Source organism: Aeromonas sp. QDB11 (genome assembly GCF_027705265.1).
Classification (GTDB): domain Bacteria; phylum Pseudomonadota; class Gammaproteobacteria; order Enterobacterales; family Aeromonadaceae; genus Aeromonas; species Aeromonas allosaccharophila.
Window position 1 is genome coordinate 16,902 of the sequence record NZ_JAPDBM010000025.1, and the last position, 24,848, is coordinate 41,749.

At 60.4% G+C, this 24,848-nt stretch carries 22 protein-coding genes; 15 read left to right on the forward strand and 7 right to left on the reverse strand.

Features of this window, described 5'->3' with window-relative positions:
* Positions 1–3: 3 nt before the first annotated feature.
* The 5 genes from OKC40_RS10430 to OKC40_RS10450 all read right to left on the reverse strand — a co-directional run bounded on the left by OKC40_RS10430 (position 4) and on the right by OKC40_RS10450 (position 5,389).
* Entirely contained in the window at positions 4–975 is a 972-nt protein-coding gene (locus OKC40_RS10430) for a TAXI family TRAP transporter solute-binding subunit (protein WP_042057072.1), read from the reverse strand.
* Positions 976–1,388: 413 nt separating this feature from the next.
* On the reverse strand, positions 1,389–3,542 hold the full coding sequence (locus tag OKC40_RS10435) for a S9 family peptidase (protein ID WP_270795095.1): 2,154 nt from the start codon (positions 3,540–3,542) through the stop codon (positions 1,389–1,391).
* Positions 3,543–3,776: 234 nt separating this feature from the next.
* On the reverse strand, positions 3,777–4,208 hold the full coding sequence (locus OKC40_RS10440; RefSeq protein WP_270795097.1) for a DUF411 domain-containing protein: 432 nt from the start codon (positions 4,206–4,208) through the stop codon (positions 3,777–3,779).
* A 46-nt stretch (positions 4,209–4,254) separates the two neighbouring features.
* Complete coding sequence (locus tag OKC40_RS10445; protein ID WP_270795098.1) at positions 4,255–4,578, reverse strand: hypothetical protein; 324 nt, start codon at positions 4,576–4,578, stop codon at positions 4,255–4,257.
* 88 nt (positions 4,579–4,666) lie between these two features.
* Positions 4,667–5,389, reverse strand: coding sequence for an SDR family oxidoreductase (locus OKC40_RS10450; protein WP_005348556.1), 723 nt, complete (start codon positions 5,387–5,389; stop codon positions 4,667–4,669).
* A gap of 142 nt (positions 5,390–5,531) precedes the next feature.
* Here OKC40_RS10450 and OKC40_RS10455 point away from each other — a divergent pair, with 142 nt between their 5' ends.
* The 5 genes from OKC40_RS10455 to OKC40_RS10475 all read left to right on the forward strand — a co-directional run bounded on the left by OKC40_RS10455 (position 5,532) and on the right by OKC40_RS10475 (position 10,656).
* Positions 5,532–6,374 carry a LysR family transcriptional regulator gene (locus OKC40_RS10455; RefSeq protein ID WP_270795099.1) on the forward strand — a complete coding sequence of 281 codons (843 nt, stop codon included), beginning with the start codon at positions 5,532–5,534 and terminating at the stop codon, positions 6,372–6,374.
* A 101-nt stretch (positions 6,375–6,475) separates the two neighbouring features.
* Positions 6,476–7,072, forward strand: coding sequence for a glutathione-regulated potassium-efflux system oxidoreductase KefF (gene kefF, locus OKC40_RS10460; protein ID WP_270795100.1), 597 nt, complete (start codon positions 6,476–6,478; stop codon positions 7,070–7,072).
* Between the two features lie 67 nt (positions 7,073–7,139).
* The gene (locus OKC40_RS10465) at positions 7,140–8,996 is read left to right on the forward strand and encodes a monovalent cation:proton antiporter-2 (CPA2) family protein (protein ID WP_033137693.1); all 1,857 of its coding nucleotides are present in this window, start codon (positions 7,140–7,142) and stop codon (positions 8,994–8,996) included.
* On the forward strand, positions 8,993–9,379 hold the full coding sequence (locus OKC40_RS10470; RefSeq protein ID WP_270795104.1) for a SirB2 family protein: 387 nt from the start codon (positions 8,993–8,995) through the stop codon (positions 9,377–9,379). The genes OKC40_RS10465 and OKC40_RS10470 overlap by 4 nt, the downstream gene beginning before the upstream one ends.
* Positions 9,380–9,669: 290 nt before the next feature.
* Complete coding sequence (locus OKC40_RS10475; RefSeq protein ID WP_270795105.1) at positions 9,670–10,656, forward strand: helix-turn-helix transcriptional regulator; 987 nt, start codon at positions 9,670–9,672, stop codon at positions 10,654–10,656.
* Positions 10,657–11,510: 854 nt separating this feature from the next.
* Here the strand turns inward: OKC40_RS10475 and OKC40_RS10480 are convergent.
* Positions 11,511–11,822 carry a DUF1145 domain-containing protein gene (locus OKC40_RS10480; protein ID WP_259584340.1) on the reverse strand — a complete coding sequence of 104 codons (312 nt, stop codon included), beginning with the start codon at positions 11,820–11,822 and terminating at the stop codon, positions 11,511–11,513.
* Positions 11,823–11,931: 109 nt separating this feature from the next.
* Positions 11,932–12,561 (reverse strand): 16S rRNA (guanine(966)-N(2))-methyltransferase RsmD, encoded by a 630-nt coding sequence (gene rsmD / locus OKC40_RS10485; RefSeq protein ID WP_270795108.1) that lies wholly within the window; start codon positions 12,559–12,561, stop codon positions 11,932–11,934.
* 110 nt (positions 12,562–12,671) lie between these two features.
* Here rsmD and ftsY point away from each other — a divergent pair, with 110 nt between their 5' ends.
* From ftsY to hutH, 10 genes are all read left to right on the forward strand, one after another.
* The gene (ftsY, locus tag OKC40_RS10490) at positions 12,672–14,624 is read left to right on the forward strand and encodes a signal recognition particle-docking protein FtsY (protein WP_270795109.1); all 1,953 of its coding nucleotides are present in this window, start codon (positions 12,672–12,674) and stop codon (positions 14,622–14,624) included.
* 89 nt (positions 14,625–14,713) lie between these two features.
* Positions 14,714–15,382 carry a cell division ATP-binding protein FtsE gene (gene ftsE / locus OKC40_RS10495; protein WP_042057091.1) on the forward strand — a complete coding sequence of 223 codons (669 nt, stop codon included), beginning with the start codon at positions 14,714–14,716 and terminating at the stop codon, positions 15,380–15,382.
* On the forward strand, positions 15,382–16,335 hold the full coding sequence (ftsX, locus tag OKC40_RS10500) for a permease-like cell division protein FtsX (RefSeq protein ID WP_005339996.1): 954 nt from the start codon (positions 15,382–15,384) through the stop codon (positions 16,333–16,335). Before ftsE ends, ftsX begins: the two co-directional genes overlap by 1 nt.
* A gap of 450 nt (positions 16,336–16,785) precedes the next feature.
* Positions 16,786–17,640 carry an RNA polymerase sigma factor RpoH gene (gene rpoH / locus OKC40_RS10505; protein ID WP_033137699.1) on the forward strand — a complete coding sequence of 285 codons (855 nt, stop codon included), beginning with the start codon at positions 16,786–16,788 and terminating at the stop codon, positions 17,638–17,640.
* A gap of 125 nt (positions 17,641–17,765) precedes the next feature.
* Entirely contained in the window at positions 17,766–18,425 is a 660-nt protein-coding gene (can, locus tag OKC40_RS10510; RefSeq protein WP_041206790.1) for a carbonate dehydratase, read from the forward strand.
* An 11-nt stretch (positions 18,426–18,436) separates the two neighbouring features.
* Positions 18,437–19,141 (forward strand): histidine utilization repressor, encoded by a 705-nt coding sequence (gene hutC / locus OKC40_RS10515; RefSeq protein WP_026035093.1) that lies wholly within the window; start codon positions 18,437–18,439, stop codon positions 19,139–19,141.
* Positions 19,142–19,295: 154 nt separating this feature from the next.
* On the forward strand, positions 19,296–20,531 hold the full coding sequence (gene hutI / locus OKC40_RS10520) for an imidazolonepropionase (RefSeq protein ID WP_270795112.1): 1,236 nt from the start codon (positions 19,296–19,298) through the stop codon (positions 20,529–20,531).
* Positions 20,524–21,462: a formimidoylglutamase gene (gene hutG / locus OKC40_RS10525; protein WP_270795114.1), complete on the forward strand. Its 939-nt coding sequence runs from the start codon at positions 20,524–20,526 to the stop codon at positions 21,460–21,462. Before hutI ends, hutG begins: the two co-directional genes overlap by 8 nt.
* Positions 21,463–21,516: 54 nt before the next feature.
* Complete coding sequence (gene hutU, locus OKC40_RS10530) at positions 21,517–23,220, forward strand: urocanate hydratase (RefSeq protein ID WP_270795117.1); 1,704 nt, start codon at positions 21,517–21,519, stop codon at positions 23,218–23,220.
* Position 23,221: 1 nt separating this feature from the next.
* Entirely contained in the window at positions 23,222–24,754 is a 1,533-nt protein-coding gene (hutH, locus tag OKC40_RS10535; RefSeq protein ID WP_270795122.1) for a histidine ammonia-lyase, read from the forward strand.
* The last annotated feature ends 94 nt before the right edge of the window (positions 24,755–24,848 follow it).

The following is a 24,848-nucleotide window of genomic DNA, read 5'->3' on the forward strand; positions in this document are numbered from 1 at the left end:
CAATCAGAGCCAGCCGCGCTCTTTGTAGTAGCGGGCAGCCCCTTCATGCAGCGGTGCAGAGAGACCCACCTTGATCATGTCGGCCTCTTTCAGGTCGGCAAAGGCAGGGTGCAGGCGCTTGAAGCGATCCAGGTTGTCGAACACCGACTTGACCAGCTGATAGACCACTTCCGGATCGGTTTTGGCGCTGGTGGAGAGCACCGCTTTGCCACCGATGGAGGGAGTCGGCTTGTCGCTGCCCTTGTAGATGCCGCCCGGGATTTCGGCCTTGCTGTAGTAGCTCTTCTCGGCCAGCAGCTTGTCGATGTCGGCGCCGGTCACAGGTACCAGTACCGCATCAGTGGTGGTGGAGGCTTCCTGAATGGCGCCGTTCGGGTGACCCACAAAGTAGCTCATGGCGTCGATGTTGTTGTCACCGAGGGCAGAGGCCTGTTCGGCCGGTTTCAGCTCGGAGACCAGACCGAAGTCGCCCTTCTTCCAGCCTTTGACCGCCATGATCTCTTCCATGGTGTCACGCTGGCCGGAGCCCGGGTTGCCGATGTTGACGCGCTTGCCTTTCAGATCGTCGAAGCTGGCGATCTTGGCATCGCGGCGAGCCAGGATGGTGAACACCTCGCTCTGCAGGGAGAAGACGGCGCGAATGTCATCCATGGCCCCTTCGGCCTGGAACGGCGGCAGCCCTTTCATCGCCTTGAACTGGTGGTCGGATTGCATGATGCCGAAGTTGAATTCGCCGCTGCGGATGCCGTTGACGTTAGCAACACCGCCGCCACTGGCCGGGGCATTGCACTTGATTTGGTGATCGGCAGCGCCGCGATTGAGGAAGCGGCAGATCGACTGGCCAGCGACATAGTAGACGCCGGTCTGACCGCCGGTGCCTATGGTCACGAAGCGCTCCTGCGCTTGTACCGGACCACCGAATGAGACACCGACCAGAGCCGCCGACAGGGCGCACGCCAAAGTTAATCCTTTCATTTTTTCTCCCTTTTCTTTGATTTTGTTTATCCGATCCCCGGATAAATTGATGGCAATCCCGTTCTGCGCCGGGCTTGCCCGCTCTTCTCGTTGCGCGAAAGCGGGGGAGTTGATCACCCCCTTTCCGGCAGTCACCCTCATCCTGTGGTGAGGCTACCGACCTCCTATCGGTCGAAGATAAATTGGCCCCTGAGGGGCCAAATAAAAAGTTGCAAGCACTCCGATTAAGCACATTCACCCAACATAAATCAAACGAAATGGCAAAATAGCGGAGTTAAATCTTGAGAAACATGACCTCGATCATTGATTTTCTTGCCGAAGATTAATTTGACATGGAGGGAAATGGAAGAGGGAAAAACTACGAGAGGATTCTTATGCGGCCCTTGAATGACAAGGGCCGGAGTCATGAGAGATCAGTTGGCCGAGGTGGCCAGATCCAGGATAAAGGCGTACTCCAGCGCGATATCCTCGTAGGCTTTGAAGCGGCCCGACTTGCCACCGTGGCCGGCGTCCATGTCGGTGTTCAGTAACAACTTGTTATCATCCGTTTTCAGATCGCGCAGCTTGGCGACCCACTTGGCTGGCTCCCAATACTGCACTTGCGAGTCGTGCAGCCCGGTGGTGACCAGCAGGTTGGGGTAGGCTTGTGCCTTGACCTGATCGTAGGGGCTGTAGCTCTTCATGTAGTCGTAGTAGCGCTTCTGGTTCGGGTTGCCCCACTCGTCATACTCCCCGGTGGTGAGGGGAATCGACTCGTCCAGCATGGTGGTGACCACATCGACGAACGGCACCTGCGCTACCACGCCGCGATAGAGTTCAGGCGCCTGATTGATGACCGCTCCCATCAGCAGACCACCGGCGCTGCCACCCATGGCGTAGACCTGATCTTTGGCACCGTAGCCTTGCTCCACCAGCGCCTTGGTGACATCGATAAAGTCATTGAAGGTGTTTTGCTTTTTCAGCAGTTTGCCATCTTCGTACCAGTGGCGGCCCAGCTCTTCGCCCCCCCGGATATGAGCGATGGCGTAGACGAAGCCGCGATCCAGCAGGCTCAGGCGCGAGCTGCTGAAGTCGGGATCCATGCTGGCGCCGTAGGAGCCATAGCCATAGACCAGCAGCGGATTCTTGGGCGCATCGGCCTGCTCTTTCTTGAACTTGTCTTTGCGATAGACCAGCGACACCGGCACCGATACGCCGTCGCGGGCGGTCACCCAGAGTCGCTCGCTGGCGTACTGGTCGGCCTTGAAGCCTGCCACCGGCTGCTGCTTGAGCAGGGTGCGCTTGCCGCTCGCCATGTCCAGTTCATAGGTGGAGGCGGGGGTGGTCATGGAGGAGTAGCCATAGCGCAGGGCGCTGGTATCCGGCTCCGGGTTGTAGGCGAGCCAGGTGACATAGGCGGGATCGTCGAAGGCGATCTCCTTCTCGTCACCGCTCTGCCAGTTGATCTGGCGCAGTCGGGTCAGCCCCTTGTTGCGCTCCTCCAGTACCAGCCAATCCTTGAACAGGGCGTAGCTCTCCAGCAGCACGTCCGGATTGGGGGCGATCACTGCCTTCCAGCGATCGACCGGGCTCTCCTTGGTCTCGTAGAGGCCGAAGTTCTTGCCGTCCTTGTTGGAGCGCACATAGAAGCGACCGCGGTAGTGATCCAGGCTGTATTCGTGATCCACCTGACGGGGCAGGAACAGGCGGGGGGCGTGCTCCGGCTGGTTGGCATCGATTAGCCGCGCTTCGCCGGTGGTGGTGCTGGAGAGAGCGATGACGATGAAATCTTCCGAAGTGGTGGCGTAGAGGCTGACGTAGAAAGAGTCATCCTTCTCCTCGTAGACCAGCTTGTCCGTGGCCGGATCCGTCCCGAGCGTGTGGCGATAGACCTGATAGGGCAGCAGGGTCTGCGGGTGCTTGCGCACATAGAAGACGGTCTTGTTGTCGTTGGCCCACACCAGATTGCCGGAGGTATTTTCCAGTTTGTCGGTGGCCCACTGGCCGCTCTCCAGATCGAGGAACTGGATCTGGTACTGACGGCGGGAGAGGAAATCTTCTGCCACCGCCAGCCAGCGGTTGTTGCGGCTCACCTCAAGGGCGCCGAGGGCATAGAACTCGTGCCCTTCAGCCCGCAGGTTGCTGTCGAGCAGCAGGCTCGCCTGCTCTTCACCGAGCTTGGTGCGCGAATAGATCCCGTACTCCTTGCCCGGCTCATAGCGGGTCTGGTAGCGGTAGCCATTTTTCACATAGGGCACCGATTCATCCTGCTGGGGGATGCGGGCCACCATCTCCTTGTAGAGCTGTTCGCGCAGGGGCTGGGTCGGCTTGAGCATGGCCTCGGTATAGGCGTTCTCGGCCTCGAGGTACTGCAATACTTCCGGCGCCTGACGCTGGTCGTCGCGCAGCCAGTAGTAGTTGTCGATGCGGGTATCCCCGTGTTTTTTCAGAGTGCGGGGATGTTTGGCGGCCACGGGCGGCTGGATTGGATGTTCGCTTGTCAGCATGGCGGGCTCTTCATTGGCATAAGTGGGGGGGAGAACTGTCAGAAAGGCTAGCAGCAGAACTCCTCGGGAAAAGGTAAACATGTCGCATCCTTGGCGCTGGAAAGGGTTGGTAGACCTGAGCATCGGCTCCATGAATTGGCATTAAATCTGCCCCTTGTTGCCTGTGGTTGCAAGCAATCCCTTGTTATTGCAGGAAATGTAATCAAAAAAAGCCGCTATCTCGCGATAGCGGCCCTCTTTCTGGCCATGAGCGGCAAGAGTCCGCTCAGGTGTGCCTCACATGATATGGGAGTGCCCTCTCATGACCAGTTTTCGTCAGCCGGGGTAGCTCGACCAGCGGTTGGTCGCGCCCTCGTTGCTGATACTCAGTACCTCATAGGGATGGCCCGGAATATCCATGCCCGGCGCACTCTGGGGCATGCCCGGAATGGTCAGGCCACGAATTGCCGGTTTTTCCCTGAGCAGCTTCTGCACATCGGCGGCCGGTACATGCCCCTCGATCACATAGCCATTTACGATACCGGTATGGCAAGAGGCCAGTTCCGGCGCGATACCGTATTGCTGTTTCACGGCGCCGAGCTGCTCGGTCTCGATGACCTCCAGTTCGAAGCCATTCTGCTCCATGTGCTCGTTCCAGCTTTGGCAGCAGCCACAATATCTGGATTTGTAGACGGTCATCTTCTCGGCTGCGAGGGCCGAAAAGCTGACGGTACCGGCCAGCATGGCCAGTAACAGGGGTTTGTACATTACTCACCTCAGATTGAAAGAAAAGATGCCCGATACGGGATGAGTTTCAGATCTGGGTACGAGGGGGACGTTCGAGCCGCTCGCACGGGGCGTCCGGCATATAGAGAGAGGGGGAGGCGAATTCGGGGGTATCCGGTTCCAGCACGGCGACCGTCAGGCTGTCGCTGCCTACCAGCGTCATCGAGAGTGCGGTGGTAAAGCTGCCGCAGGGCATCGCTTTTTCCAGGGTACGCTCGCTCTGGCTGCAGTGGGTGGTCAGGGTACAGAGATCGGTTGCGGCCCGGCTGCCAAACGACATCAACACCAGCACCAGACTCCACAAGGGGAGCCAGCGACGGGCGTGAGCGAGTTGGCGACGGGTGAGAACCATGGAATGACTCGGAAAAAACAAGGGGCACATGGTAACCCTGTGCCCCGGGGGAGGGTCAAGCCCTCCACATGGTGTCAGTCAGCTGGATTCAAGGTTGCTGGCGGGTCGCCGCCAGCACGATCTCGCGCACGCAGACGTTGGCAGGCTGGTTCCAGGCGTAGAGCACAGCATCGGCGATCACTTCCGGCGCAATGACGCCACCCATCTGATCTTTCCAGTCGTGGTAACCGGCCTTGATGCTCTCGTCAGTGGTGTGGCTGAGCAGCTCGGTCTCGACCGCACCCGGGGCAATGGTCACCATCCGCACGCCGACATCGGCCACCTCTTCCCGGATGTTCTCGGTCAGGGCGTGCACGGCGAACTTGGTGGCGCAGTAGGCAGCATGGTTCGGGAAGGTCTTGCGACCGGCGATGGAGCTGATGTTGATGATGGTGCCGCTGCGGCGCTCCTTCATGCCTGCCAGCACTGCGTGGACGCCGTTCAGTACCCCCATCACGTTGATGTTGAGCATCTGCTGCCATTCGGCGGGATCCTGCACATCGGCCTGACCCAGCAGCATGACACCGGCGTTGTTGACCATGCAGCCGACCGGGCCAAATTTGGCTTCTGCCTGCTGGACGGCGGCCTTCATGGCAGCGGTGTCGGTTACATCGACCCCGATGCAGAGGGTATCGGGCAGGTTCAGTGCCTGCATCGGCTCGACCCGGCGGGCCAGCAGCAACAGCGGATGACCTGCGGCAGAGAAGGCACGGGCGATGGCGGCACCGATCCCGGCGGAGGCGCCGGTGATCACGACGAGAGATTTGGACATGGGTCTTTCCTTCTGATTCAAGAGTCGGTTTGAGCAAACGGGTGGCTGGCCAGCACGGAACTCAATCACTATAGTCACTGCATCTATAAGTGATAAATATTGTTTTCCGCTGGTTATCATCTGAAAAAACTATGGTTGGTTTATGCTGGACTTGAGATTGCTGCGTTTCTTCATCGCCATCTATGAAGAGAAGAACATCACGGCGGCGGCCGAGCGCTGCCACGTCAGCCAGCCCTCCCTCTCGGCGGGACTGCGCCAGCTGGAAGAGGCGCTCGGTGACAGCCTGTTTGTCAGGGGCAAGAAAGGGGTGGTGGCGAAAGATCCGGCCCACTATCTCTATCCTCACGCGGTCAAGCTGGTGGAGGAGGCGCGTCGTCTGCCGGAGCTGTTTCGCCAGAAAGCGACGCGTGCGAGGCTCAATATCGCCATCATGCCGGACTTGAGTCGCCGTCGGGTGGCCGGGCTGCTGCAGCAAGTACAGCGCGTGTTGCCGCAGCTGGATCTCACCCTCTCTGACTACACCACGCCCGCCGACTGCCGCTTGACGCTGGATGCCCTGCGCCGGGAGGACGAGATCTTCCTGCCGCTGTGGGAGGAGGATTACGTGCTTTGCGTGCCGGTCAACCATCCCCTGGCCAGTCGCGAGAGGATCGAGTTGGCCGAGCTGCAACATTATGATTTTATTGAGTGCCCGCCCTGCGAGGCGCATCAGCAGACCATAGGCCTGCTGGCCTGTGACCGGCTTACCCTCAATCTGGTGGCCAAGGCCGAAAGCAAGGGGTTGGTGATGGCGCTGGTGCTGGCGGGGGTTGGTATCAGTTTTCTGCCGGACGGGCTGGTGGAGGATGAGGCGGGGCTCTGTACCCTGCCGGTGAGCGGGCCGCGGATGTTTCGCCGGATCGGGCTCTGCTATCCCGCCCACCAGACCCTCAATCCGGCGCTGCGGGAGCTGATCCCCGAGTTGGCAGGCTATGGCGCTTCCTGATAAGGTCGCTTTCCTGTGCACCTTTACGATGCAGCTTCCCAGACTCCCCTTTTCTGTTTACCTCGCCTTGCACCGCAAGGCTTTGTTCGGGTGATGTGGTCATGAAACGCATTCTGGTAATTTTTTCCCATCCCGCTCTGCAGAGCTCGCGGGCCAACAAGCAGCTGTTGCAGGCGATTGAGGGGCTGGAAGGGGTCACGGTTCACGACCTCTACCAGCACTATCCCGACATGTTCATCGATGTGAAGCGGGAGCAGGCGCTGCTTTCCGAGCACGACATCATCGTCTTTCAGCACCCGTTTTACTGGTACTCCTGCCCGGCCATCATGAAAGAGTGGATGGATCTGGTGCTGGAGTATGGCTACGCCTACGGCCCCGAAGCCCACGCTCTCAAGGGCAAGCAGTGGCTGAGCGCCATCACCACCGGCGGGGCGCCGGAGTCCTACTGCAGCGAGGGGTACAACAGCCGACCGCTGCTCGATTTTTTGCTGCCATTTCAGCAGGCTGCCACCTTGTGCGGCATGAACTGGCTGCCCCCCTTCGTGCTGCACTCCTTTCACAAGATCAAGGATCCCACCGCCCTGCGCCGTTGCGGTCAGGATTACCGCCAGCTGCTCTGCGCCCTGCGTGACGATCAGCTGACCCCGGAGCAGTTGGCCGGGCGCCCCTATCTACGCGACTTGCTGGAGGTGCTCTGATGAAACACGGGCAGCTTTTGGGCCGAGCTCATGAGCCGGACCAGATGTTCACGCGGAGGGCTGACTGATGGGCCACGGGATCCTGTTTGATGCCTTTATCTATCTCTCCGCCGCCGTCATTGCGGTGCCGCTGGCCAAACGCTGGGGGCTGGGCTCGGTGCTCGGCTACCTGCTGGCGGGGATCATCATAGGCCCCTTCCTGCTGGGGCTGGTGGGTGAGCAGAAGGATGTGATGCACTTCGCCGAGTTTGGCGTGGTGCTGATGTTGTTTCTGGTCGGTCTTGAATTGCGTCCGGCCCTCTTGTGGCAGCTGAAGGGGCCGATCCTCGGCACCGGCGGCCTGCAGGTGCTGCTCACTACCGCCGCGCTGACCGGCGTGGCGCACCTGATCGGTCTGCCGTTGCAACAGGGGCTGGCCATCGGCCTCATTCTGGCGCTCTCCTCCACCGCCATCGTTCTGCAGAGCCTGCAGGAGCGTAAATTGATGCAGAGCGAGAGCGGTCGCTCCGCTTTTGCCGTGTTGCTGTTTCAGGATATTGCGGTCATTCCGATCCTGGCGTTGCTGCCGCTGCTGGCCATCGCGCCGGTCGCCAGCAATGGCGGCTCCGAGCTGGCGGGTTGGCAGCATGGTTTGCTGGTGGTCGCGGCGATCTCCGGCATCGTGCTGGGCGGCCACTACCTGATGCGGCCAGTGTTTCGTGCCATCGCCCAGTCCCACATGCGGGAGATCTTCGTTGCCGCCGCCCTGCTGCTGGTGATCGCCATCGCGGTGCTGATGGAGTCGGTGGGGCTCTCGCCCGCTCTTGGCTCCTTCCTCGCCGGGGTGGTGCTGGCCGACAGCGAATATCGCCACGAGCTGGAGGCGGACATTGAGCCGTTCAAGGGCTTGCTGCTCGGTTTGTTCTTTATGTCGGTGGGGGCGGGGATCGACTTCGGGCTGTTTGCCGAGCACCCCTTCCTTATCCCGACGCTGGTGGTTGGTTTGATGGCGCTCAAATGGCTGGTGCTGATGGCGCTCGGCTTTGCCATCCGCATCTCGCCGAGCCAACGCTGGACCTTCGCACTGGCGTTGGCGCAAGGGGGTGAGTTTGCCTTCGTGCTCTTCTCGTTTGCCGCCCAGAACCGGGTGCTGCCCGGTGAGACCATCTCGCTGCTGACGCTGGTGGTGGCGCTCTCCATGGCGCTGACCCCGCTGCTGCTGATCCTCAACGATCGGGTGATCCAGCCCTGGTTCGATTACCGTAACCAGAGCGACGCGCCGCAGCATGAGCAACCTGAGCTGGTGGAGCATCCGGTGATCATCGCGGGCTTCGGCCGTTTTGGTCAGATCGTGGGGCGTCTGCTGCACGGTCACGGCATCGGCACCACCATCCTCGAGCAGGATGCCAGCCAGATAGAGACCCTGCGCAAGTATGGCTATCAGGTCTTCTATGGCGATGCCAGCCGGATCGACCTGCTCCATGCCGCAGGGGCGCACAAGGCCAAGCTGCTGGTGCTCTCCATCAACGATCCCGCCACCTCGCTGGCGGTGATCGAGATGGTGCAGAAGCACTTCCCGCACCTGAAGATCCTGGCGCGAGCGCTGGATCGACCCCATGCCCACGAGATCCTGCGCCACGGGGTCGAGAGCGTACACCGGGAAACCCTGGGTTCGGCGGTCGATCTGGGGGTGGAAGCCCTGACCCAGCTCGGCTTTCGCGCCAACCAGGCCTGGCGGGCGGGCCAGACCTTCAAGCAGCACGATAACTGGCTGTTGCGCGAGCAGGTCAACTATCTGGACGACGAACACACTTATATCAACAAGAGCCTGCAATACCGGGAGATCCTCTCCGATCTGTTGCAAGACGACGAGGAGGGGCAGGAGCGTATCCATGCCCACAACTGGAACAGCGGGCTACCCGACGACGACAAGGAAGCAAAATGATTGCCTATTACCCCATGTTCAAACACCTGCATATGACGCTGGCGCTGGTCAGTCTGCTGCTCTTTATCTATCGCTGGAGTCTGGCGCTGGTCGGCAGCGATCGGTTGCAGCAGAAGTGGCTGAAGATCCTGCCCCATATCAACGACACCTTCCTGCTGCTGTTTGGCGTGCTGCTGGCGGTGACCTTGCAGCTGAGCCCCGGCCAGCAACCCTGGCTGATGGCCAAGCTGATGGCACTGGTGCTCTATATCGGTCTGGGTGTGATGGCGCTCAAGCGCCCGGCCCGCGGTCAGAAGCTGGTGGCCGGTGTGGCGGCGCTGGCGGTGTTTGGCTACATGGTCGGTGCGGCCATCACCAAGTCAGCCTGGTCGTGGCTGCTGTAAATGAGTCGGGGGAGGTACGCCTCCCCCTATCGAGATATTATTCTGTTTAATTATTTTATTTTGGATTGTTTACCTGTCGCAAGTTCATCCCCTAGAACTTTAATTTGATGGTTTTGTTGCTGATTTTATCCCTCGCTGCCCCTGCTTTTTTCATCTTTTTTCTTATATATCAATATCATGGTTGTGTTTGTATGAAAATGGCGACAGTTGTCGCAGCAAAACTTGCGACATAGACTGTCGCAAGTCACGACTAGCATACAGTCAACGCTAAACCAGTGAAGGCAAGCACCATGAGCAAGAAGCTGTTACGACAACTGACCTTGGCGCGTTGCATCCCGCACCGCCCTTACAAGCTGACCGCCAGCCAACTCCAGGTAAAACTGGAAGAGGAAGGTATCCACGTCAGTCTGCGTACCGTGCAACGGGACCTGGAGGAGATGTCCGGCATGGGACTGTTCGACCTCACCTCGGACGAGCGCAGCAAACCCCATGGCTGGTGCTTCGAGCGCCACGGCCTCAATGACTTTGCCAATATCATGCCGCTCTCGCTGGCGGTGGCCCTGAAAACCTGGAGTGATCAGGCGAGCCAACTGTTGCCGGCGAGTGTACTGACCGAATTGAACCCGCTGGTCGACAAGGCGAGCCAGGTGATCCGCGACAGCCAGAGTGAACTGGCCGAGCGCTGGCTGGAGAGTGTCCACCAGTCACCGCGTCCGTTTGCCGGCAACCCGGAGATCCGCCGCAGCACCCTGATCCGCGATGCGCTCTGGCGTGGTCGCAAGTTCAGTGCCGAGATCCAGCGCGTGATCAAAGAGCGCACCGTGTGGCTCTGCTATGACCGTATCAACCCGCTCGGCATTCTCAATCAGCCGGACGGTCCGATCCTGCTCTGCACCCTGTCCGAGCTGGATCCCAAGGTCTACGGCATCCCGTTTGACCATATCAAGAACGTGGAGTTGACCAACTTCAGCGCCACCCAGCCGAAGGATTTCAATATCCAGAAGCTGATCCGCGATCAGGGCTATCAGGATGTGAGCGGCCCGATCCGCTTCGTCGGCCGGATCGATGCCAACAGCCAGTCGCTGGTGGATAACCAGATCCCCGGCAACAATCCGCGCATGACCCGCTATGACAAGTGCAGCGTGGTGGTGGAGACCGAAGTGCAGGACACCCCGGAGTTTCGCAGCTGGTTGAACAACATCAGCGGTGAACTGGAGGTGCTGGCACCGGAATCGCTGCGCAAGGCCTATCTCAATCCGGCCAACCGCTTGAGCTGATTAAAAAATTGCATGTTGAAGAGTCGAGCCTGGTCTCGGCTCTTTTTTTTTGCTGTTTTTTTAAGCATATTTATTCAACTAATTTTTAAGTCTTAACGACAGGATTGAACCGTTTTCCTGCCCCGTTTTTGGGGGCGAAACCCGTGTAAGAGATCTGCCATAGCCACTGTAAGAGGCTGGCGCTTTGAACCGTACGCGAAGCCATGCCAGAATGATCGAGCTTTCCTATGAAACTAATTAAATTACTGATATTAAAGGGTTAGTTTTTAAGTTTGTTTTTTGAAATGGGAGCGGCATCAGATCTTTATCATCGGATGGCCCTTGTTCGGGGTGCGCATTTCCTTACTATGGGTCTCACAAGGACGGAGCTGGTCCGGCAGGATGCAGGGCAGCGCATAAAGATGGAATAGTCCGCAGGATGTGGACAAGGACACCTCAGGATGAGCTCGATAATCAGGATGATTATCGTCACGGATGAATAAAGGAACACCGCAGGACGCGGCAGGACACTCTCGGGATGAGAGCAGAACGAACGGAAGCTCGTTCTTCAGGATGAACAGGACCTCGCCGGATGCGAGAGGAATACTTCAGGATGAAGTGAGATAACCCGGATGGTTATCGGTCAGGAAGACGCAAGGACCCCCACAGGACGTGGTAATGGACACCTCCAGGATGGAGACAGTGAAGCAGTTCAGGATGAATTGCCAGGCCAGGAACGCCGCAGGACACGCCAACGGATTGGAAAGGGGATATTCCAAAGGATTAGGATAACGTCAGGGATTGCAGGGAGCATTGCAGTTCTACGGACAGGACGACACGACTCTAGGGGACGGCTACCGCCGTCCCCTTTTCTTTTATGGTTTGTCCGAGAGATTGCCGCGCTGGGCGGCGTTGACGATCTCTTGCAGGCGCTGACGAATGTCGACCATGCCAAACACGCCAAATATCAGCACAGTGACAAACTCGGTCTTGGTGACCTCGAAGTAGCGTTTGCAAGCCGCCTTGATCATGCTGGCCTGCAGCCAGTGCAGCAGGGCGACGATCACGCCGCAGACCGGCAGAAAGCCGTTGAGTTTGCCGGGCAGCGGGGCAATCAGGCTCACCAGTACGCCAAACCAGAAGAACAATATCAGCCCCATCGCCAACAGATTAAAGACCCGCTTCATTGTTTACCTCCCTTAGATAGAGTTGGTAGCAGACCTGATTTGATCGACCTGCTTGTCCTTGAGCCATTGTCCAAATTGACGGGGAGGGCCACTGCGCCCATCCCCCCCTTTAAACTGCAGCGTCATTCTTGGTGTCCCGCAGATAGAGCTGGTAGCAGACCTGACCTGCCTGTTTGTCCTTGAGCAACTGCCAGCTGGCAGGCAGCGCCAGATCGGCCATCTCTTTTTCCCGCTCCAGATAGATCAGGGCATCCGGCGCCAGCCAGCCGCGCTGCTCCAGCAGCTCGCAAACTTGCGGCAGCAGCTCGCGGCGAAACGGTGGATCGAGGAACACCAGATCGAACGGGGTGGCAGTGCCTTGCAGCCAGCTCACCGCATCAGACTGGATCACCTGACCCTGACTGCTGCCGAGGGCGGCCAGATTCTTCTTGATCTGGTCGGCGGCCCCCTTGTCCATTTCGATCAGGGTCACCTGCTCGGCATAGCGCGACAGCGCCTCCAGGCCGAGTCCACCGCTGCCGGCAAACAGGTCGAGGCAGCGGGTGCCGCGGATGTGGGGGGCCAGCCAGTTGAAGATGGTCTCCTTGACGCGATCCGTGGTGGGTCTGAGCCCTTCCACATCCTTGACCGGCAATTTGCGGCCTCGCCACTGGCCGCTGATGATTCTTACAAAGCCCGATTTTCCTTGCGGGGCGGGACTCTTGCTCGGGTTGCTACGGCTGGATTTCACTCTGGGCATCGCGTTTCATCGTCAGAAAATAAAGTGGTAGTATAAGGCGGTTCATTTTTATGCCGACCCGCCAAGGGACGGCTATCTTAGCAGTCAGCCTTTGATGTGAGTATTTTTAGATGGCAAAAGGTTTGTTTTCCTGGCTGGGTTTCGGCCGCAAGAAAGAAGAGGCTGAGGCTGTCCAACCACAGACACCCCAAGCCACCCCCGTTACCGTTGAGCCCGAGGTCACTGCTACCCCCGCTCCCGTTTCCGATATAACTGTTTCCGATAGTACGCCGGCTATTGCCCCCGAAGTGCCTGCCAGCGCACAGAATCCCGTTTTGCAAGATGATTGCTGCCTGCCGACCGAGCTGGACGACCGCGGCCCGCTGGTGGTGGAGGAGTGCGCCTCCGATCTGGAGCCGGTGATCGTCAACGAAGCTCTGCTCGCCGAAGAGGAGCGTGTAGCCGCAGAGGCGCACGCTGCCGAAGCCGCTCGTATCGCGGCAGAAGCGCAAGCTGCCGAAACTGCTCGTATTGCCGCAGAAGCTCAGGCTGTGGAAGAGGTTCGTATTGCTGCCGAAGCCCGCGCAGCGGAAGAGGCTCGTATCGCCGCCGAAGCTCGCGCTGCGCAAGAGGCTCGCATTGCTGCCGAAGCCCGCGCCGCAGAAGAGGCGCGTATCGCTGCCGAAGCCCGCGCCGCGGAAGAGGCTCGCATTGCTGCCGAAGCTCGCGCTGCGGAAGAGGCTCGCATTGCTGCTGAAGCCCGCGTTGCGGAAGAGGCCCGTATTGCTGCCGAAGCCCGCGCAGCGGAAGAGGCCCGTATTGCTGCCGAAGCCCTCGCAGCAGAAGAGGCCCGTATTGCTGCCGAAGCTCGCGCTGCGGAAGAAGCGCGTATTGCTGCCGAAGCCCGCGCTGCAGAAGAGGCTCGTATTGCTGCCGAAGCCCGCGCTGCAGAAGAAGTGCGTATTGCCGCTGAAGCTCAGGCTGCAGAAGCCGCTCGCATTGCCGCTGAAGCCCAAGCTGCGGAAGAGGCGCGTATCGCCAAAGAGGCCCAGCGAGCGGAAGATCTGCGTCTGGTCGCCGCGATGGAGGCTGAGGCCGCCGCGCTGGCCGCCCTGCCATTAGCTGCCAAGGTGGATGACGACACCCAGGACAAACCGCAGCGGGAGGGCTTCTTTGCTCGCCTCAAGCGCAGTCTGGTGCGCACCAGGGAGAATATCGGCTCCGGCTTCTTCGGTCTGTTCCGTGGCAAGAAGATTGACGATGAGCTGTTCGAAGAGCTGGAGACCCAGCTGCTGACCGCCGATCTGGGCGTGGATACCACCACTCGCATCATCGAAGGCCTGGTGCAGCATGCGGATCGCAAGCAACTCAAGGATGCCGAAGCGCTCTACGGCCTGCTCAAACAGGACATGGGCGAGATGCTAGCCAAGGTCGAACAGCCGCTGGTGATCGACACTAACAAGAAGCCTTACGTGATCCTGATGGTCGGCGTGAACGGGGTCGGCAAGACCACCACCATCGGCAAGATGGCCAAGCAGTTCCAGGCCGAAGGCAAGAGTGTGATGCTGGCGGCGGGTGATACCTTCCGTGCCGCTGCGGTCGAGCAGTTGCAGGTTTGGGGTCAGCGCAACAATATTCCGGTGATCGCCCAGCATACCGGTGCCGACTCCGCTTCCGTGATTTATGACGCCATCGAGGCTGCCCGCTCCCGTGGCGCTGATGTGTTGATCGCCGATACCGCCGGTCGCCTGCAGAACAAGAGCAACCTGATGGAAGAGCTCAAGAAAGTGGTGCGGGTGATGAAGAAGCTGGACGAAGAGGCCCCTCACGAGGTCATGCTGACCCTGGATGCTGGCACCGGGCAAAATGCGTTGAGCCAGGCCAAGCTGTTCAGCGAGGCGGTGGGCCTGACCGGTATCACCCTGACCAAGCTGGATGGGACGGCCAAGGGCGGCGTCATCTTCGCGGTGGCCGACAAGTTCCAGATCCCGATCCGCTACATCGGGGTGGGCGAGGGGATCGACGATCTGCGTCCCTTCGTTGCCAATGACTTCATCGAGGCGCTCTTTAGCCGCGATGAATAAGTCCGGCCGCGATGAGTCAGCTCAGCCGTGATGAGTAAGTGTTCCATACCCCGACTCCGGTCGGGGTTTGTCAATTTCAGGGAACCGTTATGATTCGTTTTGACAAGGTCAGCAAGGTATACAGCGGCGGCCATCAGGCGCTGCAAAAGGTCAGCTTTCACCTGCGCAAGGGGGAGATGGCCTTTCTGACCGGGCACTCGGGGGCGGGCAAGAGTACCCTCCTCAAACTGATCAGCGTGATGGAGCGCCCGACCGATGGTCGCGTCTTCTTTCATGGCGACGACGTCAGCCATATCCAGCGCAGCCAGATCCCCTATGTTCGCCGCCAGATCGGGATGATCTTTCAGGATCACCGGCTGTTGATGGATCGCACCGTGTTCGACAACGTGGCACTGCCGCTGGTGATCGATGGCTACAGCCATGCCGATATCAACAAACGGGTGGCGGCGGCGCTGGACAAGGTGGGGTTGCTCGGCAAGGAGCGTTACCAGCCGCGCCAGCTCTCCGGTGGTGAGCAGCAGCGGGTCGGCATCGCCCGTGCCATCGTCAACAAGCCGCCGCTGCTGCTGGCGGATGAACCGACCGGTAACCTGGATCCCCAGCTCTCCATGGACATCATGCGGCTATTTCAGGAGTTCAACAATTTTGGGGTCTCGGTGTTGATTGCCACTCACGATCTGGGGCTGATCGCCCGCATGCGCTATCGCACCCTGACCCTCAAGGCGGGCCGCATGTATTCGGCCGGGGAGGAGCTCTGATGGCTATCGTTCGTCACAAACAGCCGCCGCTGCGTCGTCTGATGATGTACGGGGTTGACCATGTGCGGCAGGCGTTTGCCAGTCTCGGGGAGTTGTGGCGCAATCCGCTCGCCTCCCTGATGACGCTGGCGGTGCTCGGCGTCAGTCTGGCGCTGCCCTCCTGCTTCCACGTGCTGCTGAAAAACGCCGAGGTAGTGGAGGGGAGCTGGCAGAGCAGTTCCCAGATCTCCCTTTACCTGCGCAAGGATCTGCCGGAGCAGAGCATTCTCGATCTGCAGCACAGGATCCTGCTCTATCCCGAGGTGGATTCGGTCACCTACCTGAGCCGTGACGATGCGTTGCGGGAGTTTCGCGAGATCTCCGGCTTCGGTGATGCCCTCGATTATCTGGACAGCAACCCGCTACCGCCGGTGCTGAGTGTCATTCCGGATCCGCGCTGGCAGAACCCGGAAGGGGCCGCCGAGCTGCTCAGCAAGCTTAACAACGAAGTGGGGGTCGAGCAGGGCAAGCTGGATCTGCAGTGGCTGACCCGGTTGCAGGGGATCATGAACCTGCTGCGCCACACCATTACCGGTATCGCGGTGCTGCTGCTCTCCGCCGTGTTGCTGATCGTCGGCAATACCCTGCGTCTCAACATCCTCAACCAGCGTTCCGAGATTGAAGTGCTCAAGCTGGTGGGAGCGACCGACTCCTTCATTCATCGCCCCTTCCTCTATACAGGTATCTGGTTCGGAGTGATCGGCGGCATGCTGGCCTGGTGGCTGACCGAAGTGATGGTGATCTGGAGCGAAGGGGTGGTGAAGGAGCTGGCGGGCTTGTATAACAGTAACTTCCGGCTGGTTGGCATGGGGGCGGTAGACGGGATCAATCTGATCTTGCTGGGCGCCCTGCTGGGGCTGATTGCCTCCTGGTTCTCGGTCCATCGCCACATTCGCGACATCGAACCATCCTGATTACTTTGTCATCAAAGTAAATCGCTGGATTTTGAGAGGCGGATCAAGTAAAAGAGGGGCCGTTTCTGGCTTGGCCCCCATAGTCAGAGTATTCTGAATAACAATGATCTTCCGGATCTTTGCTGGATCCGTGGAACCTTCTGATTTATAAGCAGTCTATTAAGCTGAAGCATTTATACGAGTGTGGCCCCTCTGCCTTGCTCGTCAGACTTGGCAAGCATGTGAAGGTTGCGAGCTCCGCAACAATGGACTTAGCATGCTACTTTTCGGGGGTCCTTCATTGTGACCCCCTTTTTTTGACTGTTCATTCATGATTCATCCTGCAGGCTTAAGATAAGCCAGTCTAAAACTGGGCATGTTCTTTGATACACGCCGCAGAATGGCATCCGGTCAGTAGACAGACCCTCTCAGGGTGTTAGACTGATTCGATTGAAAAGTAAGAGGTAACAGATGGGAACTTCATTGCAGCGCACTATGGCTCTGATTCCGCAAGGTAGTCTGGAAGGCTATATCCAGGCAGTAAACTCTATTCCGGTGCTGAGCGCAGAGGAAGAGCGTGAACTGGCTGAGCGTTTGCAGCAGGATGGCGATCTCGAGGCTGCCCGTCAGCTGGTTATGTCGCACCTGCGCTTTGTCGTTCATGTCGCCAAGAGTTATGCCGGTTACGGCCTGCCTCAGGCCGATCTGGTACAGGAAGGCAATATCGGCCTGATGAAGGCGGTCAAGCGCTTCGACCCGACGGTCGGCGTGCGTCTGGTCTCCTTTGCCGTGCACTGGATCAAGGCCGAAATCCACGAATATGTGTTGCGCAACTGGCGCATGGTCAAGGTGGCCACTACCAAGGCCCAGCGCAAGCTCTTCTTCAATCTGCGTAAATCCAAAAAGCGTCTGGGCTGGCTGAACCACGAAGAGGTTCAGGCCGTGGCGGCCGATCTCGGCGTCTCCGCAAGCGATGTGACCGAGATGGAAGCGCGGATGGCCAACTACGATCAGGCGTTCGATCTGGTGGGTGACGATGAAGAAGAGGGCGGTTTCGCTCCTGTTCATTATCTGGAGGACAAATCCTCCGATCTGGCCGCGACCATCGAGAATGATAACTGGGACGATCACGCGACCCGTCGCCTGAGCTCGGCCCTCGCTACGCTGGATGAGCGCAGCCAGCACATCATCCGCGCCCGCTGGCTTGATGATGACAGCAAGACCACGCTGCAGGAGCTGGCCGATACCTACGGCGTCTCTGCCGAGCGTGTGCGTCAGCTTGAGAAGAACGCACTCAAGAAGCTGAAAGATGCCATGGAAGCCTGATGCTTTCTCTCATAAAAACAGGGCCTGATGGCCCTGTTTTTGTTTCGCAAGGATCTGGTCGGCCTTGCTTTGGTTACCCTTGAGTGTGTTATGTTGCCGCCACTGCCACATTAGGGAGAGCAGAAGTGAAACTGTTGAACGACCTGTTTACCAACAACCGTGAGTGGGCCGAACGGATCAAGGCCGAAGATCCCGAGTTCTTTGCCACCCTTTCTGCCCAGCAGGCCCCCGAATACCTCTGGATCGGTTGTTCCGACAGCCGGGTCCCCGCCAACCAGCTGATGGGCTTGTTGCCGGGGGATGTATTCGTCCACCGCAACGTCGCCAATCTGGTGGTGCATACCGATTTCAACTGCCTCTCCGTGCTGCAATACGCGGTGGAAGTGCTCAAGGTGAAGCACATCATCGTCTGCGGTCACTACGGTTGCGGCGGCGTCAAGGCCGCGATGCAGAATCAGGAGTTGGGTCTCATCGACAACTGGCTGCGCAACATCAAGGATGTCTACTTCAAATACGGTGAAGAGCTCGAGGCCATCGAGGATGAGCACGAGCGCTTCGACTACCTGTGCGAGCTGAACGTGGCCGAGCAGGTCGCCAACGTCTGCCACACCACCATTATCCAGAACGCCTGGCGCAAGGGGCAGGAGCTGGCGGTGCATGGCTGGATATACGGCATCAAGGATGGCTTGCTGCACGATCTCGATCTCTGCATCAGCGGGCCGGATCAGATCCCCGACGTCTATCGCGCCTGGCCGGACATGCGTCCGCCCCACCGTCGGCGCTAGGGAGCTTCATGGTGGCGCCAGCCCTCTATCTGCAGATCAAGCAGCACATTCTGGACGGGATCCGCGAACGCCACTATCAGGCGGGGGACAGGATCCCGACCGAAGCGGCCCTGTGCGAGCAGTTCACCGTGAGCCGGATGACGGTCAATCGGGCGCTGCGGGAGCTGGTGGCCGAGGGGTGGCTGGTGCGTACCGCCGGTTCCGGCAGCTTCGTGGCGGACCGGCGTACCGAGTCACCGCTGCTGGCCATTCGCAACATCGCCGATGAGATCGCCGAGCGGGGCAGCGAATACAGCGCCCGGGTGATCCGGTTGCAGCGGCTGGCCGCCGACGAGAAGGTGGCGGTGCAGCTGGGCCTGCGGGTTGGCGCCCCCATCTTCCACAGCCTGATCGTCCATCAGGCCGATGGGGAGCCGTTGCAACTGGAAGAGCGCTTCGTCGATGCCGGACGCTTGCCGGGCTATGGCGAGCAGGATTTCACCCAGCAAACTCCCAACCGCTATCTGATGGATGTCTGCCCCCTCTCCGAGATGGAGCATGTGGTGGAAGCCGTGTTGCCGAGTGCCGGTGAGGCGGGATTGTTGCAGATCCGCGTAGATTCCCCCTGCCTGTTGTTGCACCGGCGTACCTGGTCGGAGGGGCATCTGGTCTCCTATGCCCGTTTACTCTCCCCCGGTTCCCGCTACAAGCTCAGCTCCAAGACTCAGTTAGAGTAAATGTCTATACAACTCGATTTTGCAAAGCCCACCTCCTGGTGGGCTTTTTTGTGCTTAAACTCTAAGTTTGATGCTGTTATCAGGATGTGAACTCCGCTCTTTCTTTCGTCATAGAGATCGACTATAAGGATATGTATATACATTTGAGGTCGCTATGAACAAGGAACTGTTGAACTGCGAGCGGGTCTGGCTCAACGTGACGCCCGCCACCCTGAATGATGAGCTGGCCGACTACGGCCTGTTGCCGCTCCACGCCATCGGCGTGAAGGATGGCAAGATCCACGCGCTGGTGCCGATGGCCGAGCTGAAGGGCCCCCATCCCACCCACTGGCTGGATATGCAGGGCAAGCTGGTCACTCCCGGTCTTATCGATTGCCACACCCATCTGGTCTTTGCCGGCAGCCGCGCCGAGGAGTTCGAGCTGCGCCAGCAGGGCATCCCCTATGCCGAGATCGCCCGTCGGGGCGGCGGCATCATCAGCACGGTGCGCGCCACCCGTGCCGCCAGCGAAGATCAGCTCTTTGAGCTGGCGCTGCCGAGGGTGACATCCCTGAGCCGCGAAGGGGTCACTACGGTAGAGATCAAGTCCGGCTATGGCCTCACTCTGGATGATGAACTCAAGATGCTGCGGGTCGCCCGTCGGTTGGGAGATGCGTTGCCGATCCGGGTCAAGACCACTTTGCTGGCGGCCCATGCGGTGCCGCCGGAGTATCGTGACGATCCCGACAGCTGGGTCGAGACCATCTGTCAGGAGATCATTCCGGCCGCCGCCGAGGCGGGCCTGGCCGATGCGGTGGACATCTTCTGCGAGCATATCGGTTTTTCGCTCGCCCAGACCGAGCAGGTCTATCTGGCTGCGGATCAATACGGCCTGCCGGTGAAGGGGCATATGGATCAGCTCTCCAATCTGGGGGGCAGCACCCTGGCTGCCAACTTTGGCGCCCTCTCGGTGGATCATCTGGAGTACCTGGATCCGGAGGGGATCCTGGCGCTGGCCCACCGTGGCGTAGTCGCTACCCTGTTGCCCACCGCCTTCTATTTTCTCAAAGAGACCAAACTCCCGCCGGTCGCCGCCCTGCGCAAGGCGGGGGTGGCGATGGCGGTCTCCTCAGACATCAACCCGGGCACGGCCCCCATCGTCTCGCTGCGGATGGCGATGAACATGGCCTGTACCCTGTTTGGTCTGACTCCGGTGGAGGCGATGGTCGGGGTGACCCGCCACGCCGCCAAAGCGCTTGGCGAGCAGGAACGCCTTGGCCAGCTCAGGGTGGGGATGGTGGCCGATTTCCTGATCTGGCACTGCGCCCATCCGGCCGAGTTGAGCTACATGGTCGGCGTCGATCAGCTGGCAGGCCGCATCTTCAACGGCGAGGAGACCCTCCATGGATAAGTTCAACCCGGTCGACATGTCGCTCTGGCAGGGACGACAGGATCCGGAAGATGGTGAACTGGCCCTGCGCTGGCACAACAAGGTGCAACCCTGGCAAGCTGACAGCGAGCCCGGCGTGGTGCTGCTTGGTTTTGCCTGCGATGAAGGGGTACGCCGCAACAAGGGGCGTGTCGGCGCCGCTGGTGCGCCGCAAGCGGTGCGCAAGCTGCTGGCCAATACCGCCTGGCACTTGAATCGGCCCGTCTACGATGGTGGGGATGTGAGCTGTACCGATGGGGATCTCGATGCCGTCCACGGCCGTCTGGCCGAGCGGGTCTCCGCTGCACTCGATCTGGGCCACTTCCCGCTGGTGCTGGGGGGCGGCCACGAGGTGGCTTTCGGCAGCTGGAGTGGCCTCAACCTGCATCTGGCGGGTCAGGGGCGAGTCGGCATTATCAATTTCGACGCTCACTTCGACCTGCGCATGAAGCAGGAATTGGCAAGCTCCGGCACCCCCTTCTTCCAGATTGCCGAGCAGTGTGCCGCTCAGGGCACGCCGTTTCACTACGCCTGCCTCGGGGTGGCCGAGACTGCCAATACCCAAGCCCTGTTTGCCCGCGCCGAGGCGCTGGGTGTGTGGCATGTGCTGGACGAGGCGATGACCCAGACCGGGTTGCCAGCCTTGCTGGCTGGGCTCGACACCTTTATTGCCGATTGTGATCACCTCTATCTGACCATCGATCTCGACGTGCTGCCCGGAGCCGTGATGCCGGGAGTGAGTGCCCCCGCCGCCCGTGGCGTGGAGCTGGCGGTGATCGAACCGCTGATCGCCCATATCCGGGCCAGCGGCAAGCTAAGGCTTGCCGATCTGGCCGAGTACAACCCGACGCTGGATCAGGACAACCGCAGTGCCCGCGTGGCCGCGCGACTGGTTCATCTGTTGACCCGTTAACCCCTTTGGCCGCCCGTCGCCGAAGGCACCCTATTGATACAACAAGGAGTGTGTATGTCTGTGCAACAGCAGGATCCCCGTCATGATCCGAACCGCGTGATCCGTGCCCCGCGCGGCACCGAACTGACCGCCAAGAGCTGGCTCACCGAAGCGCCGCTGCGGATGCTGATGAACAACCTGGATCCCGAGGTGGCCGAGCATCCCCAGTCGCTGGTGGTCTATGGCGGCATCGGTCGTGCCGCCCGCAACTGGGCCTGCTTTGACAAGATCGTCGAGGTGCTGACCCGGCTGGAGGAGGATCAGACCCTGCTGGTGCAATCCGGCAAGCCGGTCGGGGTGTTCCAGACCCACAAGGATGCGCCGCGGGTGCTGATCGCCAACTCCAATCTGGTGCCGCATTGGGCCAACTGGGAGCACTTCAACGAGCTCGATAAGAAGGGCTTGATGATGTACGGCCAGATGACTGCGGGTTCGTGGATCTATATCGGCACCCAGGGGATCGTGCAGGGCACCTACGAGACCTTCTTCGCGGTGGCCAATCAGCACTTCAACGGTGAACCCAAAGGGCGCTGGATCCTGACCGGTGGTCTCGGCGGCATGGGCGGCGCCCAGCCGCTGGCCGCCACCATGGCCGGTTTCTCGATGATCGCCGTGGAGTGCGACGAGACCCGCATCGATTTTCGTCTGCGTACCCGTTATGTGGACAAGAAGGCGCACAGCCTGGATGAGGCGCTGGCCATGGTCGAAGAGGCCAAACAGAGCGGTACCGCTGTCTCGGTCGGTCTGCTCGGCAACGCCGCCGATGTGTTCGCCGAGCTGGTGGCCCGTGGCATCACCCCGGATGTGGTGACCGACCAGACCTCCGCCCACGACCCGGTGCACGGCTACCTGCCGCAGGGTTGGAGCGTTGCCAAGTGGCGCGAGCTGCAACAGAGCGCCCCGCAGGAGGTGAATCTGGCCGCTCGCCGCTCCATGGCCCGTCAGGTGGAGGCGATGCTGACCCTGCAAGCCCGTGGTGCGGCGACTCTGGATTACGGCAACAACATCCGCCAGATGGCGCTGGAGGAGGGGGTTGCGAACGCTTTCGACTTCCCCGGCTTCGTCCCGGCCTATATTCGCCCGCTGTTCTGCGAGGGGATCGGCCCGTTCCGCTGGGTGGCGCTCTCAGGCGATCCGGAAGATATCTACAAGACCGATCAGAAGGTGAAAGAGCTGATCCCCGATGATCCTCACCTGCACAACTGGCTCGACATGGCCCGCGAGCGCATCGCGTTTCAGGGGCTGCCGGCGCGGATCTGCTGGGTCGGGGTCAAGGATCGGGTGCGCCTCGGTCTGGCCTTCAACGAGATGGTGAAAAATGGCGAGCTGAAGGCGCCTATCGTGATTGGCCGCGACCATCTGGATTCCGGCTCGGTGGCGAGCCCGAACCGCGAGACCGAGTCGATGATGGATGGCTCCGATGCCGTCTCCGACTGGCCGCTGCTCAACGCCCTGCTCAACACCGCTGGCGGCGCGACCTGGGTGTCGCTACACCACGGCGGCGGGGTCGGCATGGGCTTCTCCCAGCACTCCGGCGTGGTGATCGTCTGTGATGGCTCCGATGACGCGGCTCGCCGCGTCGGTCGGGTGCTTCGCAACGATCCGGCTACCGGGGTGATGCGTCACGCCGATGCCGGCTACGAGATTGCCATCAACTGTGCCCATGAGGCGAAACTGGATCTGCCGATGCTGACCGCAACGGGCAAAGGGGTTAAATAAGATGTTTGAACTCAATCTGTTACCGGGCAAGCTCTGCCTCAACACCCTGCGCCGCGTCAGCCGCGAGCCGGTACATATTTCACTGGATCCGGCCGCCCTGCCGGGGATCCACGCCTCCGCTGCGGTGGTTACCAAGGTGATCGAGCAGAATCGCGTGGTGTATGGCATCAACACCGGCTTTGGCCTGTTGGCCAACACCCGTATTCCGGTGGAGCAGCTCGATGAATTGCAGCGCTCCATCGTGCTCTCCCACGCGGCAGGGATTGGCACCTATATGGATGACGCCACCGTGCGGCTGATGATGGTGCTCAAGCTCAACTCGCTGGCGCGGGGCTTCTCCGGCATCCGCTTGACTGTGCTGGAGGCGCTGATGCGCCTCATTAACGCCGAAGTCTATCCGGTGGTGCCGAAGAAGGGCTCCGTCGGCGCCTCTGGCGATCTGGCACCGCTGGCCCATATGAGCTGCCTGCTGATCGGTGAAGGTAAGGCCCGTCACCAGGGTGAGCTGATCGATGCCGCCACGGCGCTGAAAATTGCCGGGCTCGAGCCCATCGCGCTGGCGCCAAAAGAGGGGCTGGCGCTGCTCAACGGCACCCAGGCGAGCACCGCCTTTGCGCTGGAGGGGCTGTTCCACGCCGAGGATCTGTTCGCCGGTGCTATCACCATTGGTGCCATGAGTGTGGAAGCCGCCCTCGGCAGCCGCCGTCCGTTCGATGCCCGTATCCACGCGGTGCGCGGTCAGCGTGGCCAGATCGACGCGGCCGCCTGCTATCGTCACCTGCTGGTGGATGGCAGCGAGATCGGCATGTCCCATCACAACTGCGAGAAGGTGCAGGATCCCTACTCCTTGCGTTGCCAGCCGCAGGTGATGGGGGCTTGTCTGGCCCAGATCCGCCACGCCGCCGAGGTGCTGGTGTGCGAGGCCAACGCGGTCTCCGACAACCCGCTGGTGTTTGCCGATGACGAGGAGATCCTCTCCGGTGGCAACTTCCACGCCGAGCCGGTGGCCTTTGCGGCTGATAATCTGGCGCTGGCCATCGCCGAAATCGGCTCGCTGTCAGAGCGGCGGATGGCGCTGCTGATCGACTCGCGCATGTCCGGTCTGCCGGCGTTTCTGGTCAACAACGGCGGGGTGAATTCGGGCTTCATGATCGCTCAGGTCACCTCGGCGGCGCTCGCCTCCGAGAACAAGACGCTGGCCCACCCGGCCTCGGTGGACAGCCTGCCCACCTCCGCCAACCAGGAGGATCACGTATCCATGGCGACCTTCGCCGGTCGCCGTCTGGCGGACATGGCGGAGAACACCCGCGGCATTCTGGCGGTGGAGCTGCTGGCGGCGGCACAGGGGCTGGATTTCCGCGCGCCGCTGCGCAGTACCGAGCTGATCGAGCTGGCCAAGGGACGACTGCGGGCAGAGGTGAGCTTCTACGACAAGGACAGGTACTTCGCGCCGGATATCGAGGCGGCCGCCGCGCTGCTGGGCCGCGCCAGTTACAACGATCTGATCCCGGCCGGGGTGCTGCCCAGCCTGTAAGCCTTGGTCCCCCTTCTCCCCTGGCGGGAGAAGGGTTGGGGATGAGGGGGAAGCCGCTTCATTGGCGCCCGCAAGATCCGGAAGTAGATGATAC

Excerpts from the sequence above, each read along its gene's own strand:
- OKC40_RS10430 (WP_042057072.1), bottom strand. The coding sequence starts at position 975 with ATGAAAGGATTAACTTTGGCGTGCGCCCTGTCGGCGGCTCTGGTCGGT.
- OKC40_RS10435 (WP_270795095.1), bottom strand. The coding sequence starts at position 3,542 with ATGTTTACCTTTTCCCGAGGAGTTCTGCTGCTAGCCTTTCTGACAGTT.
- OKC40_RS10440 (WP_270795097.1), bottom strand. The coding sequence starts at position 4,208 with ATGTACAAACCCCTGTTACTGGCCATGCTGGCCGGTACCGTCAGCTTT.
- OKC40_RS10445 (WP_270795098.1), bottom strand. The coding sequence starts at position 4,578 with ATGGTTCTCACCCGTCGCCAACTCGCTCACGCCCGTCGCTGGCTCCCC.
- OKC40_RS10450 (WP_005348556.1), bottom strand. The coding sequence starts at position 5,389 with ATGTCCAAATCTCTCGTCGTGATCACCGGCGCCTCCGCCGGGATCGGT.
- OKC40_RS10455 (WP_270795099.1), top strand. The coding sequence starts at position 5,532 with ATGCTGGACTTGAGATTGCTGCGTTTCTTCATCGCCATCTATGAAGAG.
- kefF (WP_270795100.1), top strand. The coding sequence starts at position 6,476 with ATGAAACGCATTCTGGTAATTTTTTCCCATCCCGCTCTGCAGAGCTCG.
- OKC40_RS10465 (WP_033137693.1), top strand. The coding sequence starts at position 7,140 with ATGGGCCACGGGATCCTGTTTGATGCCTTTATCTATCTCTCCGCCGCC.
- OKC40_RS10470 (WP_270795104.1), top strand. The coding sequence starts at position 8,993 with ATGATTGCCTATTACCCCATGTTCAAACACCTGCATATGACGCTGGCG.
- OKC40_RS10475 (WP_270795105.1), top strand. The coding sequence starts at position 9,670 with ATGAGCAAGAAGCTGTTACGACAACTGACCTTGGCGCGTTGCATCCCG.
- OKC40_RS10480 (WP_259584340.1), bottom strand. The coding sequence starts at position 11,822 with ATGAAGCGGGTCTTTAATCTGTTGGCGATGGGGCTGATATTGTTCTTC.
- rsmD (WP_270795108.1), bottom strand. The coding sequence starts at position 12,561 with ATGCCCAGAGTGAAATCCAGCCGTAGCAACCCGAGCAAGAGTCCCGCC.
- ftsY (WP_270795109.1), top strand. The coding sequence starts at position 12,672 with ATGGCAAAAGGTTTGTTTTCCTGGCTGGGTTTCGGCCGCAAGAAAGAA.
- ftsE (WP_042057091.1), top strand. The coding sequence starts at position 14,714 with ATGATTCGTTTTGACAAGGTCAGCAAGGTATACAGCGGCGGCCATCAG.
- ftsX (WP_005339996.1), top strand. The coding sequence starts at position 15,382 with ATGGCTATCGTTCGTCACAAACAGCCGCCGCTGCGTCGTCTGATGATG.
- rpoH (WP_033137699.1), top strand. The coding sequence starts at position 16,786 with ATGGGAACTTCATTGCAGCGCACTATGGCTCTGATTCCGCAAGGTAGT.
- hutI (WP_270795112.1), top strand. The coding sequence starts at position 19,296 with ATGAACAAGGAACTGTTGAACTGCGAGCGGGTCTGGCTCAACGTGACG.
- hutG (WP_270795114.1), top strand. The coding sequence starts at position 20,524 with ATGGATAAGTTCAACCCGGTCGACATGTCGCTCTGGCAGGGACGACAG.
- hutU (WP_270795117.1), top strand. The coding sequence starts at position 21,517 with ATGTCTGTGCAACAGCAGGATCCCCGTCATGATCCGAACCGCGTGATC.
- hutH (WP_270795122.1), top strand. The coding sequence starts at position 23,222 with ATGTTTGAACTCAATCTGTTACCGGGCAAGCTCTGCCTCAACACCCTG.